Origin of the sequence: Streptomyces sp. JJ66, from assembly GCF_019303495.1 — a bacterium.
GTDB lineage: Bacteria > Actinomycetota > Actinomycetes > Streptomycetales > Streptomycetaceae > Streptomyces.
Genome location: NZ_JAEVFI010000007.1, coordinates 53,156 through 69,698 on the forward strand (window position 1 = coordinate 53,156; position 16,543 = coordinate 69,698).

Sequence of the window (16,543 nt, forward strand, 5' to 3'; positions counted from 1 at the left end):
TCACGATGGGTGAACGCCTGCCGCTGGCCCTCCGCATGCGGCGGCTGGTGCGCGAGCTGGCCAAGTTCGGGACGGTGGGGGCCTTCGGCGTCCTGGTCAACGTGGCCACCTTCAACCTGTGCCTGCACGTCTTCGGCCTGGCCACCGTGCGTTCCGGCGTCATCGCGACGGCCGTGGCGGTCGCGACGAACTACCTGGGCAACCGCTACTGGACGTACCTGCACACGGCGAAGACCCGGGTGCGGCGGGAGGCGTCACTGTTCCTGCTGTTCAGCGGGGTGGGCCTGGTGATCGAGAACGGCGTGCTGGCGCTGTCGCACTACGGGCTGGGCTTCACCTCGCCGCTGGCGGACAACATCGCCAAGTACGGCGTGGGCCTGGGCCTGGGCACCGCGTTTAGGTTCTGGTCCTACCGGACGTGGGTCTTCCGGGGGCGGCGGTCAGCTGGTGACGTCGGCGAGGCTGACGACTTCCCGGCTGAGGAACAGCGCAAACACCGGCGGGTGCTGCTGTAGCAGCTCCAGGCGGCCCCCGTCGGCCTCGGCGAGATCGCGGGCGACGGCCAGGCCGAGACCGGTGGAGTTGTGCCCGCTGACGGTGCGCTCGAAGACGCGCGAGCCCAGCTGCGGATCGACGCCGGGCCCCTCGTCGGTGACCTCCACCACCACCTGGTTGCCGGTGACGCGGGTGCGCAGCGCCACCGTGCCCGCGCCGTGTACCAGGGCGTTCTCCACCAGCGTCGCGAGCACGGTGGCCACCGCGCCGGGCGTGCCGACCGCGCGCAGCCCGGCCTTGCCGGAGTGCACGATGGCCCGGCCCGCGCCCCGGTAGGCCGGGCGCCACTCCTCGACCTGCTGGAGCACCACCTCGTCCAGGTCGAAGCCGACGGCGGAGGTGGCGCGGGCGTCCCGGCTGTTGGTGAGCAGCCGCTCGACGACGTCGGTGAGCCGCTCGACCTGGGCGAGCGCGATGGCCGCCTCCTCGCGCACGGTCACCGGGTCGCCGCCGGCGGTGCCGGGGTGGGGCTCGCCGCCTTCGGGGTCGGGCTGGGAGGCGGTGTGGACGATCTCCTCCAGCCGCATCGACAGCGCGGTCAGCGGCGTGCGCAGCTGGTGGGAGGCGTCGGCGGCCAGGCGGCGCTCGGCGGTGAGCATGCGGGCGATCCGCTCGGCGCTGGCGTCCAGCACGTCGGCGACCCGGTCCAGCTCGGGCACGCCGTAGCGGCGGTGCCGGGGGCGGGGGTCGCCGGAGCCGAGGCGTTCGGCGGTCTCGGCGAGGTCGGTGAGCGGGGCTGCGACGCGGCGGGCCTGGCGCACGGCCAGCAGCGCGGCGGCCACGATCGTCAGCGCGGCGACGGCCAGGATGATCATCAGGATGCGTCCCACCTCGTCGGTGACGACGCTGCGCGGCTGCCGCACCACGACGGTCTCGCCGCTGCCGCCGGTCTCCCGCCCCTCGATCACCTCACCGGTGGGCCGCTCGCCGTGCTCGATGGGGGGCTGGCCAGGCAGGTCGATGCGCACATACCGGTCGGCGGGCACGGCGCTGCGCATCGTCTCGCCGGTGACCCGCTCCCCCGCCGCGAGTCGCGCCTCCACGACCGCGACCAGCCGCGCGGCCTCCGACTGCGTCGTCTCGTGGGCGCTGCGCTCGATGGCCTGCGTCTCGATGATGACGATCGAGGTGCCGAAGACGGCGATGACGACGAGGACGACGGCGAGCGTGGAGTTGATCAGGCGGCGGCGCATGCGGGCTGTCCCGGTGGGGTCGGTTCTTCGTCCGGTGGGTCAGTTCTTCTCGAAGCGGAAGCCGACGCCGCGCACGGTGGTGATGTAGCGCGGGTTGCCCGCGTCGTCACCGAGCTTCTTGCGCAGCCAGGAGATGTGCATGTCGAGCGTCTTGGTGGACGACCACCAGGTGGTGTCCCACACCTCGCGCATCAGCTGGTCCCGGGTGACGACCCGGCCAGCGTCGCGTACCAGCACCCGCAGCAGGTCGAACTCCTTGGCGGTGAGCTGAAGTTCCTCCTCACCGATCCAGGCGCGGTGCGACTCGACGTCGATGCGCACCCCGTGCGTGGCCAGGGGCTGGGGAGCGGGGTGGGCCGTCTCGGCGGTGCCCCGGCGCAGCAGGGCGCGGACGCGGGCGAGCAGCTCGGCCAGGCGGAACGGCTTTTTGACGTAGTCGTCGGCGCCCGCGTCCAGGCCGACGACGGTGTCCACCTCGTCCGCGCGGGCGGTGAGCACCAGCACCGGGAAGGTCCAGCCCTCGGTGCGCAGCCTGCGGCAGACCTCCAGTCCGTCCATGCCCGGCAGTCCGAGGTCGAGCACCACGAGGTCAACGTCCCCGCGCAGCCCGGTCTCCAGCGCGGCGGGGCCGTCCTCGCGCACCTCCACCTCGTACCCCTCCCGGCGCAGCGCGCGGGCGAGCGGCTCGGAGATGGACGCGTCATCCTCGGCGAGCAGTACTCGGGTCATGGCCCGATGGTAGTCCCGCTGGCCAGGGGCTCGGGCGGGGACGCCCGGGGCCGCTCCCCCAGCCGCGCGCACCCCGGACCACTCCAGTGGTCTAGCCCGCGCTCCGGCGGCCGGAACGGACTTCCACCATGGAAAGCGTCGAGTAAAGCCGTTCTTTACCTGTGATTCACATCTCATCGATCTTCGGTCGGTGTGTGGGTCTGGCGTAAAGTGACTGCGCTCCCCCGCTGGGGAGCCCCGGGCCGTGCCGGACGCGGACCGGCGGAACCGCCGCCGGGACGCCTCTTCCCGCACGGCCCCTGAGCGGCCGGGACGGACCACCCGGCCGTCTTCCTGTGCGGACCGGCGCCACCGGCCCGCGGCACCCCCGTCCGGGCGCGCGCTCCCACCCTGTGACGTGCGCCTTGAACCCACAAGGAACCCCCATGGCGTCCAGCATGACGAAGGACGGCGCCCGCCCCAGCGGCGAAGCCACCTTCTTCGGCCACCCGCGCGGTATGGCCACCCTCTTCATGACGGAGATGTGGGAGCGCTTCTCCTGGTACGGGATGCGCGCCATCCTGGTGCTCTACCTGATCGAGGGCGTACTCGACGGCCCGCTGGAGGACCGCAAGGCCCTCGCGGCGGCGATCTACGGCGTCTACAACGCCGTCGTCTACATGACCTCGATGCCCGGCGGCTGGGTGGCCGACCGGCTGTGGGGCGCCCGCAAGACCGTGCTCGTCGGCGGCATCATCATCGCCTGCGGCCACTATGTGCTGGCCATCCCGAACGACGCCGTCTTCTTCCTGGGCCTGGCCCTCATCGCGGCGGGCACCGGCCTGCTGAAGCCGAACATCTCCGCGATGGTCGGCGGGCTGTACGAGGGGCAGTCCAGCGCCCGCCGCGACGCCGGTTTCACGCTGTTCTACATGGCGATCAACATCGGCGCCCTGGCCGCGCCGCTGGTCGTCGGCACCCTGGGCCAGAAGGTCAACTGGCACCTGGGGTTCGGTGTCGCCGGGGTGGGCATGACGCTGGCCGTCGTCCAGTACGTGCTGGGCGGCAGGCATCTGGGCGAGGTCGGCCGCGTGCCGGCGAACCCGGCCTCGCAGGAGGAGAAGCGCCGCGTGCTGGGCCGCGCCGCGCTGTGGGCCGGGGTCGCGGTGGCGGCGCTGGTGCTCGACCTCGTGCTGGGCACGTTCACGATCGAGCACATCGTCAACGCGCTGGCCGTCCTCGGCATCGTGCTGCCGATCGGCTACTTCTGGATGATGTTCCGCAGCCCGAAGCTGTCGGCGGCGGACCGGCCGAAGATCGTCGCCTTCGTGTGGTTCTTCGTCACCGCCGTGCTGTTCTGGATGATCTACGACCAGTCCGGCTCGCTGCTGACGATCTTCGCGGACACCAAGACCGACCGGGGCATCGGCGGCTGGGAGTTCCCCGCGTCCTGGTTCCAGTCGGTGAACCCGGTCTACGTGATCATTCTGGCGCCGGTGTTCGCCGCGCTGTGGGTGCGGCTGGCCCGGCGCGAGAGGGAGCCGAGCACGCCGGTGAAGTTCGCCCTGGCGATGCTGCTCATCGGCGGCTCCTTCGGCCTGATGGGCCTGGCGGGCGCGGCGGCCGCCAGCAGCGACGGCGGCCGGGTGACGGTGTTCTGGCTGCTGGGCGTCTACCTCGTCCAGACGCTCGGGGAGATGTGCCTGTCCCCGGTGGGCCTGTCGCTGTCCACCAAGCTCGCGCCGAAGGAGTTCGTCAGCCAGGTCATGGGCCTGTGGTTCCTGGCGACGGCCACCGGCAACGCCCTCAACGGCTGGGTGACCCGGCTGAACGGGCCGCTCGGCGACGTCGCGTACTACAGCATGTGGGCCGTCGTCGCGGTGGCGGCGGGCCTGGCCTTCCTGGCCGGTTCGCGCAAGCTGCGCTCGCTGATGGGCGACGTCAGGTAGGCGCCCCGCACAGCAGACGGCGGTGGGCCGGAACCCGGGAGGTTCCGGCCCACCGCCGTCAGCTGGCGTAGGTGCGGGTGCGCACGGGGCTGCCGTCCGGCCCGGCGGTTACAGCGCTGGCGTCAGCTCGGCCCAAACGGTCTTGCCGACGCCGTCGGGGGCGTAGGCGACGCCCCAGTTCTTGCACAGGCGCTCGACGATGAACATGCCGTGCCCGCCCGGGCGCCCGGCCTGGTGCGGCGTGCGCGGTGCGGGCTCGCCGGAACCGGCGTCGGTGACCTCCAGGCGCAGCCCCGCGTCCTCGCGGGCGATGCGCACCTCCTGTGGCCCTCCGGCGTGCAGGCAGGCGTTGGTGACCAGCTCGGAGACGACGAGCAGCACGTCCTCGGCGGCGGCCTGCGCCTGGGGGTCGGGCGCGGGCAGCCAGCCCCAGTCCCGCAGGGCCTCCCGGGTGAAGTCACGGGAGCGCTGGACGGCACCGCTGACGCCCACGAGCCGCAGTCGGCGCAGCTGGTGCGCCGCGCCCCGGCCCGGCCCGGCTGGCGCCGTGGCGTGCGGAGGGGTACCGGCCACGCCCGGAGCCACGGAGGCGGCGGACGCGGGCTGCGGAGCCTCCTTGGGCTCCGGGCCCCGCTCGCCCGCCGCAGAGGGCCGGGTGGTGCTCATCAGTGCTTCACCTCACCGGTACACCGAGTGTTTCTCACCGTCCGCCCTACGCGCGGGGAAACGGCCGCCAACAGATACAGAAGGTCTCCTGCCCGGAGGTGCCCAGGGAACACCCATGGATTCCCCGGGCACCGTGTGACGCGGCTAACGCCTCACCCGCCGGGCAGGCCGTGCAGCGCGTCATCCAGGGTGTCGTGGACGGCGAAGACCGCGCCCGCGCCGGTGATCTCGAAGACGCGCGCCACGGCGGACCGCATCGCGGCCAGGTGGACGCGGCCCCCGGCTTCCTCGGCCGCCAGCCGGGCGCTCAGGAGCACGTTGAGCCCGGTGGAGTCGCAGAACTCCAGACCCGAGCAGTCCACCACCAGATGGATGCATCCGTTGTGTACGGATTCCTCCAGTGGCGCACGCAACAGGTCCGCCGTGTGGTGGTCAAGCTCACCTTCCGGGGTGACGACGGCGAGGGAACCGTGCCGGCGCACCCTGACCGCCAGCCGACTCCGGTGACTGGTACTCCCGGGCACCGCGCGGTCCATGCCCACCTCTTCCGCCTTTCACGGCCGCTTCCCGAAGGAGACGGCTGTTGCTTCTACCCCCGTGTTCACACGTTCGAACCCTACGCCTTGACGTCCCGCACCGGTACCGGGGCAAACGACCCGAGGCAACCTAACCGGACATACCGCACTTGCCGTGCCCCCGCAACACCGGATAGGTCTATGAGGGAAGCGGACCAGCACGTCAGCCATGGAGGCGCCGCACCTCGCAGTGCACGTCACGGCTCCGGCAGCCATATGCCGGTCAACAATGGAGGACCACCATGTCACCCCAGCCCGCCGAGGTGCGCCCCGCGCGCGTCACCCCCGAGGAGACCGGGAAGGTCGCCGAGGGCCACGCGCTCGCGACGGACGACACCGCACTGGACGACCTCGACGGTGAGCTGTCCGGGCTTCCCGCGATCCCCCCGTACGACGAGGTGGGAGCGGTTGACGCCCGCGCCCTGTCCAAGACGCTGTTCGAGCGCCTGGCCACCCTGGACGAAGGCACGCCGGAATTCTCCTACGTGCGCAACACCCTCATCGAGCTGAACCTGGCGCTGGTGAAGTTCGCCGCCACGCGTTTCCGCTCCCGCAGCGAGCCGATGGAGGACATCGTCCAGGTCGGCACGATCGGCCTGATCAAGGCCATCGACCGCTTCGAGCCGGGACGCGGCGTGGAGTTTCCGACGTTCGCGATGCCGACGATCATCGGCGAGATCAAGCGGTTCTTCCGGGACACCTCCTGGTCCGTGCGGGTGCCGCGCCGCCTCCAGGAGCTGCGCCTGGACCTGGCCAAGGCCGGGGACGAACTGGCCCAGCAGCTCGACCGCGCGCCGACCGTCGCCGAGCTGGCCCAGCGGCTGAACCTCTCCCGCGAGGAGGTCGTCGAGGGCATGGCGGCCAGCAACGCCTACACCGCCAGCTCGCTGGACGCGCAGCCCGAGGAGGACGACGCCGAGGGCGCCCTCGCCAGCCGCATCGGGTACGAGGACCACGGCCTTGAGGGCATCGAGTACATCGAGTCGCTCAAGCCGATGATCGCCGAGCTGCCCGAGCGCGACCGGCGCATCCTCTCGCTGCGCTTCGTCGCGGGCATGACGCAGTCGGAGATCGGCGAGGAGCTGGGCATCTCGCAGATGCACGTCTCCCGCCTGCTCGCCCGCACCCTCACCCGCCTGCGCAAGGGGCTGACCGTCGAGGAGTAGGGCACGCGGACCCGCCCGGCTCAGCGGTGCCAGACGCGCGCCCCGCGCTGCCACACGTCGCTGACCAGCGGCACGCCCGGCCGGTAGGCGAGGTGGACGTGGCTGGGCGCGTCCAGCAGCACCACGTCCGCGCGCGCCCCCGGCCGCAGGCGGCCCACGTCGTCGCGGCGCAGCGCGGCGGCACCGCCCACGGTGGCGGACCACACCGCCTCATCCGGTGTCATGCCCATCTCGCGCACCGCGACGGCGACGCAGAACGGCATGGAGCTGGTGAAGGACGAGCCGGGGTTGCAGTCGGTGGACAGCGCCACGGTGACGCCCGCGTCGAGCAGGCGCCGCGCGTCGGGGTAGGGAGCGCGGGTGGAGAACTCGCAGCCCGGGAGCAGGGTGGCGACGGTGCTGCCCCCGGCGAGCGCGGCCACGTCGGCGTCGGTCAGGTGGGTGCAGTGGTCGGCGGAGGCGGCGCCCAGTTCGACGGCGAGCTGGACACCGGGCCCGGGGCCGAGCTGGTTGGCGTGCACGCGCGGGACCAGGCCGCGCGCCATGCCCGCGGTGAGCACGGCGCGGGCCTGGTCGCCGTCGAACGCGCCGCGCTCGCAGAACACGTCCACCCAGCGGGCGTGCGGCGCGCAGGCGTCCAGCATGGGGCCGGTGACCAGCCCGACGTATCCGGCCACGTCGTCGGCGTACTCGGGTGCGGCCACGTGGGCGCCGAGGTAGGTGACCTCCTCCAGCCGGGCGGCGGCGATCCGCAGGGCGCGCGCCTCCTCGGCCGGGGTGAGCCCGTACCCGGACTTGGTCTCCAGCGTGGTGGTGCCCTGGCGCAGCGCCTCGCGCACGTACCGCTCCAGCGTCGCGGCCAGTTCGGCGTCGCTCGCGGCCCGGGTGGCGGCGACCGTCGTGCGGATGCCGCCCGCGCTGTAGGGGCGCCCGGACATGCGGGCGTTGAACTCCTCGGTGCGGTCACCGGCGAAGACCAGGTGCGAGTGGGAATCGACGAACCCGGGCAGCGCGGCCCGCCCCTCGGCGTCGCAGGCGGTGTCGGCGGCGGGCGCCCGCCCCTGCGGCCCGACCCAGGCGACGTGCTCGCCCTCGATCACGACGGCGGCGTCCCGCAGGAGGCCGAGCGGTCCCTGGCCCAGCTCCGGGTCGCCGGTGGCCAGGCTGCCGATGTTGCGGATGACGGTGGTCGCGGCCACGGGGCTGGCTCCTTGACGTGGTGGCGGGATGCAGGGCAGGCGGTGCGGGGGCGGCAGGGCGGGCGGTGCGGGGGCGGCAGGGCGGGCGGCGTCAGTGCAGGACGGCGGCGATCGCGGACGCCAGCGCGGCGGCCGGGTCCGGCACGCCACGGTGGGCGCCGTCACGCACCACCATGCGACCGGCGACGACCGTGTGCCGCACGTCGGCGGCCGTCGCCGCGTACACGGCCGTCTCGGCGGCCAGGGCGGGCGCGGGCCCTGCGGTGCGCACCGAGTCGAGGGCGACGGTGGTGAAGTCGGCCGGGGCACCGGCTTCGAGGCGGCCCGCCTCGGGCCAGCCGAGCGCCGCGTGCCCGTCGCCGGTGGCGGCCCGGAGCAGACCGGCCGCCGTCCAGTGGCCCCGGGTGCGGGTGCGCAGCCGCTCGTCCAGCTCCAGCGCGCGCGCCTCCTCCAGCAGGTCGATGACGGCGTGGCTGTCACTGCCCAGGCTCAGCGGGCTGCCCGCCCGCGCCAGGTGCGCGGCGGGCCCGATGCCGTCGGCCAGGTCGCGTTCGGTGGTGGGGCACATACACACCCCGGTGCCGGACTCCCCGAGCACGGTGACGTCGGCGTCGGTGAGGTGGGTGGCGTGCACGGCGACGGTGCGCGGGCCGAGCACCCCGTGGTCGGCCAGCAGCCCGGTGGGGGTGCGGCCGTGCGCGGCGCGGCAGGCGTCGTTCTCGGCGGGCTGTTCGGAGAGGTGGACGTGCAGCGGGGCGCGCCGCTCGGCGGCCCACTGGGTGACGGTGGCCAGCTGGGCGGCGGGCACCGCGCGCACGGAGTGGATCGCGGCGCCGACGCGGGTGGTGGCGTCGCCGCTCAGCGCGCTCGCCCGCTGCGCCCAGGCGTCCGCGCTGCCGTCGCTGAAACGCTGCTGGGGCCGCGTCGGCGGCTCGCCGAACCCGGCGGACAGGTAGCAGGTGTCCAGCAGCGTCAGCCGCAACCCGGCGTCGCGGGCGGCGGCGATCAGCGCCTGCCCCATGGCGTTCGGGTCGGCGTAGCGCGCGCCGCCGGGGGCGTGGTGGAGGTAGTGGAACTCGCCGACGCAGGTGATACCGGCCAGTGCCATCTCCGCGTACACGGCGCGGGCCAGCGCGTAGTAGCTCTCCGGGGTGAGCCGTTCGGCGACGCGGTACATCGCCTCGCGCCACGTCCAGAAGGTGCCGGTGCCCGCCTGCACGGTGCCGCGCAGCGCCCGGTGGAAGGCGTGGCTGTGGGCGTTGGCCAGCCCCGGCAGGGTGAAGCCGCGCAGCACCTCGGCGCCGGGCGGCGCGGTGGGCGTCTCGCGGTGGACGGCGGTGAGGTGGCCGCCGCTGACCTCCAGCGCCACGCCGTGCGCCACCTGGCCGTCCAGCCAGGCGTGCTCGGCCCAGTACGTCGCGGGGAGCGCCGGATCGGTCAGCGGCACGCGAGGTCCTCCAGTACGTCGGCGAGCGCTTCGACCCCGGCGAGGCAGTCGTCCTCGGTGGCCCGCTCGGCGGGTGAGTGCGAGACACCGGTGGGGTTGCGCACGAACAGCATGGCGGTCGGCACGGCGGCGGCGAGGATACCGGCGTCGTGTCCCGCGCCGGTGGGCAGCACGGGGGCGCCGCCCAGGCGTGCGGCTAGGCGGTCGCGCAGCGGGTGCGCGAACTCCACCACGGGGGTGAACGACTCGCGGGTGACGCCGACGTCCACGCCCTCGGTGCGGGCGTGCGCGCGGGCCGCCCGTTCGACGGCGGCGACGACCGTGGCCAGCGTCTCCTCGTCGGGCGCGCGGGAGTCCAGCCAGCCGCGCACCCGGGAGGCGATGGCGTTGACGCCGCCGGGATCGACGGCGATCTTGCCGAACGTGGCCAGCGCGCCCGCCGCCCGCGCCTGTTCCCGCGCGGCGAGCACGGTGTGGGCGTAGGCGAGCATGGGGTCGCGGCGGTCGGCGATGCGGGTCGTCCCGGCGTGGTTGGCCTCCCCGTGGAAGTCGAACCGCCAGCGCCCGTGCGGCCAGATCGCGGAGGCGACGCCGACCCGGTGCCCGGTGTCGGCCAGCGCGCGGCCCTGCTCCACGTGCAGTTCCACGAACGCGCCGACGCGGGCCAGGCGCTCGGGGTCGGGGCCGATCGCCTCCGGGTCCTGCCCGGCGCGCTCCATGGCGTCGGCGAGGCTGACCCCCTCGGCGTCCCGCAGCTCCCGCGCCGCCTGCGCGGTGAGCTGGCCCGCGGTCAGGCGGGAGCCGGTGCAGGCCAGGCCGAAGCGCGCCCCCTCCTCGTCGCCGAAGTTGACGACGGCGACGGGGCGGGCGAACGCGGCCCCGCGCGCCTGGAGGGCGTCCAGCGCCGCGAACGCGGAGACGACGCCGAGCGGGCCATCGAAGGCGCCGCCGTCGGGCACGGAGTCCAGGTGCGAGCCGGTGACCACGGCGTCCCCGGCGGCCGGGTCGCCCAGCCAGGCCCACTGGTTGCCGTTGCGGTCCACCTCGTAGGCCAGGTCGCGGGCGTGTGCCTGGGCGCGGAACCAGGCGCGGCAGTCGGCGTCGGCGGGCGTCCAGGCGTAGCGCCGGTAGCCGCCGGTCTCGGCGCTGCGGCCGATCGGCGCCAGCTCGCGCCACATCTGAAGGAAGCTCACGCCGCGCCGCCCTCGCCCGGGGCGCCCGTGCTCGTGCCCGGTGTGGTCGCGTCCGGGGCGCTCGCGCCGTCCTCACGCATCGGCACCCGCACTCCGCGCTCGGCGGCCACCTCGTCGGCGCGCGGGTAGCCGGCGTCCACGTGCCGGATGACGCCCATGCCCGGGTCGTTGGTCAGCACGCGCTGGATCTTCTCGCCCGCCAGTGGCGTGCCGTCAGCCACGGTGACCTGCCCGGCGTGGATCGAGCGCCCCATGCCGACGCCGCCACCGTGGTGGATCGACACCCACGACGCCCCCGAGGCGACGTTGACCATGGCGTTCAGCAGCGGCCAGTCCGCGATGGCGTCGGAGCCGTCGAGCATCGCCTCGGTCTCCCGGTAGGGGGAGGCGACCGAGCCGCAGTCCAGGTGGTCGCGGCCGATCGCCACCGGGGCGGACAGCTCACCGCTGGCCACCATCGCGTTGAACCGCTCGCCCGCGCGCTCGCGCTCGCCGTAGCCGAGCCAGCAGATGCGGGCGGGCAGGCCCTGGAAGTGCACCCGCTCCCCGGCCAGCCTGATCCAGCGGGCCAGCGACTCGTTCTCCGGGAAGAGGTCGAGGATCGCGCGGTCGGTGGCGTGGATGTCCTTCGCGTCGCCGCTGAGCGCGGCCCAGCGGAACGGGCCCTTGCCCTCGCAGAACAGCGGGCGGATGTAGGCGGGGACGAAGCCGGGGAAGGCGAAGGCCCGCGCGTACCCGGCGGTCTGGGCCTCGCCGCGGATCGAGTTGCCGTAGTCGAACACCTCGGCGCCCGCGTCCTGGAAGCCGACCATCGCTTCCACGTGCCGCGCCATCGACTCCCGGGCGCGGTCGGTGAACTCGGCGGGCTTCTTTGCGGCGTAGGCGGCCATGTCGGCGAACTCGACGCCGGCGGGGAGGTAGGCGAGCGGGTCGTGGGCGCTGGTCTGGTCGGTGACGATGCCGATGGGCGCGCCCATCGCCAGCAGCCGTGGCACCACCTCGGCGGCGTTGCCCAGCACGCCGATGGACAGCGGGCGGCGCTGGTCGCGGGCGGCGGTGGCCAGCTCCAGCGCGTGTTCCAGCGAGTCGGCGCGCTCATCCAGGTAGCGGTGTTCGATGCGGCGGTCGATGGCGCGCGGGTCGCAGTCCACGCAGAGCGCGACGCCGCCGTTCATGGTGACGGCCAGCGGCTGCGCGCCGCCCATGCCGCCGAGCCCGGCCGTCAGCGTGATCGTCCCGGCCAGGGTGCCGCCGAAGCGCTTGGCGGCGACGGCGGCGAACGTCTCGTAGGTGCCCTGCAGGATGCCCTGGGTACCGATGTAGATCCACGAGCCGGCCGTCATCTGCCCGTACATGGTCAGGCCCAGCTGCTCCAGGCGGCGGAACTCCTCCCAGGTGGCCCAGTCCCCGACCAGGTTGGAGTTGGCCAGCAGCACGCGCGGCGCCCACTCGTGCGTCCGCAGCACGCCGACGGGGCGCCCGGACTGCACCAGCATCGTCTCATCCGCCCGCAGCGTGCGCAGGGTGCGGACCATGGCGTCGAACGAGTGCCAGTCCCGCGCGGCCTTGCCGGTGCCGCCGTAGACGACGAGCTTTTCCGGGTGCTCGGCGACCTGTGGGTCGAGGTTGTTCTGGAGCATCCGCAGTGCGGCCTCCTGCGGCCAGCCGAGCGCGCTCAGCTCCGTGCCGCGCGGCGCGCGCACGGTGCGCGGCGCGCGGTCTCCCGCCTGTCCGGCCTGTCCCGCCATGCCCCTGCCTCCCGGTGTCGCCCGCGTCCCGCGTGGGGCGCGGCCCTGCCTCACGGATCGTTCTATTCACACACTCTACGAGCTGAATAGAACTAGTCAACAGGGCTGGACGGCGGCACCAGGACAGCCGGACGCCCTCCCGGCAAGGCGGCACGGGAGGGCGTCGGGGTGGTAATGATCTGCAAGCCCTTGGGCACCCGCACGGGGCGCGGGCTCAGGAACGGGCCGTCAGCGGGAGGCGATGACGCGGTCGGCGAGCACGTAGAGCGTCTCCTCGCCACAGGCGAAGGTCAGCGCGTAGCCGCCGGAGATGCCGGAGCCGCCCAGCAGGACGGGGGCGTCCCCCGCGCGCAGGGACCCGGCCAGCCGCTCGGCGGTGTCGCGGTGGCCCGGGGAGAGGCACACGGTGGTGCCGTCGGCGAAGACGTACACGTCCAGCGTGCCGAGCGGACCCGGGCGGACGTCGGTCAGCTCCGTGCCGGAGGCGGCCACCGCGGCCAGCCGCGCCACGGTGCCCTCGGCGTCCGTGCCACCGGTCTGCCGGGCCTCGGCGTGCCGGGCAGCGGCGTCGAGCGCCGCGGCATCGGGAGCGGCGTCGTCCGCCTCCGCGCCGCTCGCGGGCGCCGGGACCACAGGTTCACCGGAAAGAGTGTGGTGCGGATTGGAAGGGTGACGGCGCCGGGCGGCGGCGCGGGCTGCGGCCTCCGCGTCGGTGCGGTCGGTGCGGGACGCGGGTTCGGCGTGCGGCGCCTCCGCGTGGGCGGCGGCCTCGGCGGGCTCGGGCTCCGCCCGCTCGCCCGTCCCCTCCGGCTCGGCCACCGGCGTCGCCTCGACCCGGCGGTCTGCCTGACGCGGCACGACGGGACCAGCCTGCGGGACCTCCGGCGCGGCCGTCACCTCGTCCAGCAGGGCATCGAGCAGCGCGGCGTCCAGGGCGCTGACGTCGTAGTCCAGGGGGAGATCCGGGTGCGGGTCCGTGGGGTAGCCGGGGTGGAGGTCCGGGAGGGCGTCATAGGTCCCGGGGCCGTACGGAGCACCGAAGGTGTCAGCGTGCCCGCCGAAGGTGTCGGCGTCCCGGCCGTCCTGCGCGTCCCAGAACGCGCGGGCCTCGGCCAGTTCCCGCTCCCGCTCGGCGGCGAGCGCGTCCGCCACGGCGACCCGCACGTCCTCCGCGACGGGTGCGGGACGTGCGGCGGGCACGGCGGCCTCGCGGGCGGCGCGCCGGTCCAGGTCGCCGCGCAGCCCGGCGACCTCGCGGCGCAGGCCGCGCACGGCGTGCAGGGCGAACCCGCTCAGCACCGCGACGACCACGGCGGCCAGCAGCAGGATGAGGGATATGGCGATCACTGACGTTCTCCAGACTCGGCTACAGCCTTGAATTCCTACCTCAGCTTTACCGTGCCTCCGGCACAAGCACAGCGGAAAACATCACAAATCGTGCACCTCGCACGGCGCAATGCTTTGGCCAATACCGTTCTGATCTGCGAAAAGGCTACGCCCCCAGGACATACATCACATCCTGAGGGCGCTTTGGCATCGGCGGGGTCTCGAACAGCCCCGCCCCGGGACTCCTAGCTCAGCCGCTCGATGACCATCGCCATGCCCTGGCCGCCGCCCACGCACATCGTCTCCAGGCCGAACTGCCGGTCGTGCGTCTGGAGGGAGTTGATCAGCGTGGTGGTGATGCGCGCGCCGGTCATGCCGAAGGGGTGGCCGACGGCGATCGCGCCGCCGTTGACGTTCAGGCGGTCCAGGTCGATGCCCAGGTCCCGGTAGGAGGGGATCACCTGGGCGGCGAACGCCTCGTTGATCTCCACCAGGTCGATGTCGCCGATCGACAGCCCGGCGCGGGCCAGCGCCTGCTTGCTCGCCTCGACCGGGCCGTAGCCCATGATCTCCGGGGACAGACCGGAGACACCGGTGGACACCACCCGGGCCAGCGGCGTGACGCCCAGCTCGCGGGCCTTGGTGTCGGACATGATCACCAGCGCCGCCGCGCCGTCGTTCAGCGGGCAGCAGTTACCGGCCGTCACCAGCCCGTCGGGGCGGAACACCGGCTTCAGGCCCTCGACGCCCTCCAGCGTCACCCCGGCGCGCGGGCCGTCGTCCTGGCTGACGACCGTGCCGTCCGGCGTCGTCACCGGCGTGATCTCCCGCTCCCAGAACCCGCTCTTGATCGCCTGCTCGGCCAGGTTCTGCGAGCGGACGCCGAACTCGTCCATCTCGCGCCGCGTGACGCCCTTGAGCCGGGCCAGGTTCTCCGCCGTCTGGCCCATCGCGATGTAGACGTCCGGCAGCTCGCCGTTCTCGCGCGGGTCGCTCCAGCCCTCGCCGCCCTGCTCGGCCCGGGCGGCGGTGCGGGCCTCGGCGTCGGCGAAGAGCGGGTTGTGGGTGTCGGGCAGACCGTCGGAGCTGCCCTTCACACTGCGCGAGACCATCTCGACACCCGCCGAGATGAAGACGTCACCCTCACCGGCCTTGATCGCGTGCAGCGCCATCCGCGTCGTCTGGAGCGAGGAGGAGCAGTAGCGGGTGATGGTGCAGCCGGGCAGGTGGTCCATGCCGAGCTGCACGGCCACCACGCGGCCCAGGTTGTGGCCCTGCTCGCCGCCGGGCAGGCCGCAGCCCAGCATGAGGTCGTCGATGTCGCGCGGGTCGAGCTGCGGCACCTTGGCGAGCGCGGCCCGGATGATCTCGGCGGTCAGATCGTCGGGGCGGACGTCCTTGAGCGACCCCTTGAAGGCCCGCCCGATCGGCGAGCGGGCGGCAGAAACGATCACTGCTTCGGGCATGACGGCTCCAGACAGACGGGCGCGGGGCAGAACTGCCAGGGAAGTTACCCGCGCGTAGGACCAAGGTCACGGCTTCCGCGGTGTGACGCCGCTCGCAGGCGACGGCGCCGCGTGCGTCCGACGGCGGAAGCCGTCACGACGATGGAACGATTCCGACTCTTTCCCACGTTCCCCCGGTGGACTAGCGTGCGGCTTTTGCTCAACCATTACCCTGGTTCAAGAAGCCGTGCCGTGCGGCCATGGAGGAGTGAGATGAGGAGCAGCAACCCGGTCTTCTCGCGTCGGGGGTTCAGTCGGGACGGCTACGCCGGCTTCCAGGCCGGTCAGGCACAGGCCGGGAACCCCTACGCGCAGAGCGCCGCCAAGGGCAACGCGTACGCGCAGCCGCAGGCCGGCAACCCGTACGCGCAGCCGCAGCAGGGCACGCAGGGCTTCCCGCCCGCCGCCCCGCCGCAGGCCGACCGCATGACGATGGACGACGTCGTCTCGCGCACCGCGATGACGCTCGGCACCGTCGTGGCGGCCGCGACCGTCGCGTGGGTCACCAACGTGGGCCTCGGCGTGGCGCTGATCGCCCTGCTGGTCGCCTTCGGCCTCGGCCTGTGGCAGTCCTTCAAGGCGAAGGCTTCGCCGCCGCTGATCATCGCCTACGCGGTGTTCGAGGGTGTCTTCCTCGGCGCGATGAGCAACTACGTCAACCAGTACGCGCCCGGCGCCGCGATGCAGGCGGTGATCGGCACCATGGCGGTCTTCGGCGCGGTGCTGTTCCTGTACAAGTCGCGCATCATCCGGGTCAACGCCCGCTTTACCCGCTTCGCGATCGCGGCGGGTATGGGCTACGCGCTGCTGTGCCTGGTCAACCTGGGCTTCGCGCTCTTCGGCGCGGGTGACGGCTGGGGCTTCCGCACCGGCGGCATCGGCATCCTGATGGGCATCGCGGGCGTGCTGATCGCCTCCCTGTTCCTCGCCCTGGACTTCAAGCAGGTCGAGGACGGCATCGCCTACGGCGCCCCGCGCGAGGAGTCCTGGCTGGCCGCCTTCGGTCTGACCATGACCCTGGCCTGGATCTACTTCGAGTTCCTGCGCCTGGCCTGGATTCTCAACAGCAGCGACTGACGCTACGCGGCCCAGCCGCCCGTCCGTCCCCGAAGGGGGCCGCGAGCACCGCTCGCGGCCCCCTTTCCGCGTATTCGGTGCTCTCCGGTGCCGGATACGCGGGAAGGGGCCACACCGCGCACCGCGCTGTCCCGGCCAAAGCCACGGACCGGAGCCGCCACGGACCGTACAACGGCATCTGGGGCGTGCGGACGGTGGCTCCGTCGCGGGCGGAGATCGTCCTCGGGTCTCTGTGA

At 73.4% G+C, this 16,543-nt stretch carries 14 protein-coding genes; 4 read left to right on the forward strand and 10 right to left on the reverse strand.

What is annotated here, in order from left to right; all coding sequences use genetic code 11:
- The first annotated feature begins 5 nt into the window (after nt 1-5).
- The gene (locus tag JJV70_RS07080; RefSeq protein ID WP_219046875.1) at nt 6-515 is read left to right on the forward strand and encodes a GtrA family protein; all 510 of its coding nucleotides are present in this window, start codon (nt 6-8) and stop codon (nt 513-515) included.
- On the opposite strand, the gene JJV70_RS07085 is transcribed toward JJV70_RS07080, so the two are convergent.
- Nucleotides 441-1,748 carry an ATP-binding protein gene (locus tag JJV70_RS07085; protein ID WP_219046876.1) on the reverse strand — a complete coding sequence of 436 codons (1,308 nt, stop codon included), beginning with the start codon at nt 1,746-1,748 and terminating at the stop codon, nt 441-443. The two genes, JJV70_RS07080 and JJV70_RS07085, sit on opposite strands and share 75 nt — an antisense overlap.
- 39 nt (nt 1,749-1,787) lie before the next feature.
- Entirely contained in the window at nt 1,788-2,477 is a 690-nt protein-coding gene (locus tag JJV70_RS07090) for a response regulator transcription factor (RefSeq protein ID WP_219046877.1), read from the reverse strand.
- A gap of 425 nt (nt 2,478-2,902) precedes the next feature.
- On the opposite strand from JJV70_RS07090, the gene JJV70_RS07095 reads away from it, so the two are divergent.
- Nucleotides 2,903-4,405: a peptide MFS transporter gene (locus JJV70_RS07095; RefSeq protein WP_219046878.1), complete on the forward strand. Its 1,503-nt coding sequence runs from the start codon at nt 2,903-2,905 to the stop codon at nt 4,403-4,405.
- Between the two features lie 108 nt (nt 4,406-4,513).
- Here the strand turns inward: JJV70_RS07095 and JJV70_RS07100 are convergent, their stop codons facing one another.
- A complete protein-coding gene (locus JJV70_RS07100) occupies nt 4,514-5,071 on the reverse strand; it encodes an ATP-binding protein (RefSeq protein ID WP_219046879.1) in 558 nt (185 codons plus the stop codon).
- Between the two features lie 152 nt (nt 5,072-5,223).
- On the reverse strand, nt 5,224-5,607 hold the full coding sequence (locus tag JJV70_RS07105) for an STAS domain-containing protein (RefSeq protein WP_219046880.1): 384 nt from the start codon (nt 5,605-5,607) through the stop codon (nt 5,224-5,226).
- A gap of 281 nt (nt 5,608-5,888) precedes the next feature.
- Between JJV70_RS07105 and JJV70_RS07110 the strand changes: the two genes are divergently transcribed.
- Complete coding sequence (locus tag JJV70_RS07110; protein ID WP_219046881.1) at nt 5,889-6,812, forward strand: RNA polymerase sigma factor SigF; 924 nt, start codon at nt 5,889-5,891, stop codon at nt 6,810-6,812.
- 20 nt (nt 6,813-6,832) lie between these two features.
- Here JJV70_RS07110 and hutI read toward each other — a convergent pair whose 3' ends face one another.
- The 6 genes from hutI to JJV70_RS07140 all read right to left on the reverse strand — a co-directional run bounded on the left by hutI (nt 6,833) and on the right by JJV70_RS07140 (nt 15,191).
- Complete coding sequence (gene hutI / locus JJV70_RS07115; RefSeq protein ID WP_308294718.1) at nt 6,833-8,011, reverse strand: imidazolonepropionase; 1,179 nt, start codon at nt 8,009-8,011, stop codon at nt 6,833-6,835.
- A 91-nt stretch (nt 8,012-8,102) separates the two neighbouring features.
- Nucleotides 8,103-9,458 carry a formimidoylglutamate deiminase gene (locus JJV70_RS07120; RefSeq protein WP_219046882.1) on the reverse strand — a complete coding sequence of 452 codons (1,356 nt, stop codon included), beginning with the start codon at nt 9,456-9,458 and terminating at the stop codon, nt 8,103-8,105.
- On the reverse strand, nt 9,449-10,636 hold the full coding sequence (locus tag JJV70_RS07125; RefSeq protein WP_219046962.1) for an allantoate amidohydrolase: 1,188 nt from the start codon (nt 10,634-10,636) through the stop codon (nt 9,449-9,451). The genes JJV70_RS07120 and JJV70_RS07125 overlap by 10 nt, the downstream gene beginning before the upstream one ends.
- A gap of 11 nt (nt 10,637-10,647) precedes the next feature.
- On the reverse strand, nt 10,648-12,399 hold the full coding sequence (gene hutU, locus JJV70_RS07130; protein ID WP_257573543.1) for a urocanate hydratase: 1,752 nt from the start codon (nt 12,397-12,399) through the stop codon (nt 10,648-10,650).
- A 228-nt stretch (nt 12,400-12,627) separates the two neighbouring features.
- Entirely contained in the window at nt 12,628-13,737 is a 1,110-nt protein-coding gene (locus JJV70_RS07135; protein ID WP_374227254.1) for a hypothetical protein, read from the reverse strand.
- A gap of 233 nt (nt 13,738-13,970) precedes the next feature.
- Complete coding sequence (locus tag JJV70_RS07140; RefSeq protein WP_219046884.1) at nt 13,971-15,191, reverse strand: acetyl-CoA C-acetyltransferase; 1,221 nt, start codon at nt 15,189-15,191, stop codon at nt 13,971-13,973.
- Nucleotides 15,192-15,443: 252 nt separating this feature from the next.
- On the opposite strand from JJV70_RS07140, the gene JJV70_RS07145 reads away from it, so the two are divergent.
- A complete protein-coding gene (locus tag JJV70_RS07145) occupies nt 15,444-16,307 on the forward strand; it encodes a Bax inhibitor-1/YccA family protein (RefSeq protein WP_219046885.1) in 864 nt (287 codons plus the stop codon).
- Nucleotides 16,308-16,543 lie beyond the last annotated feature (236 nt).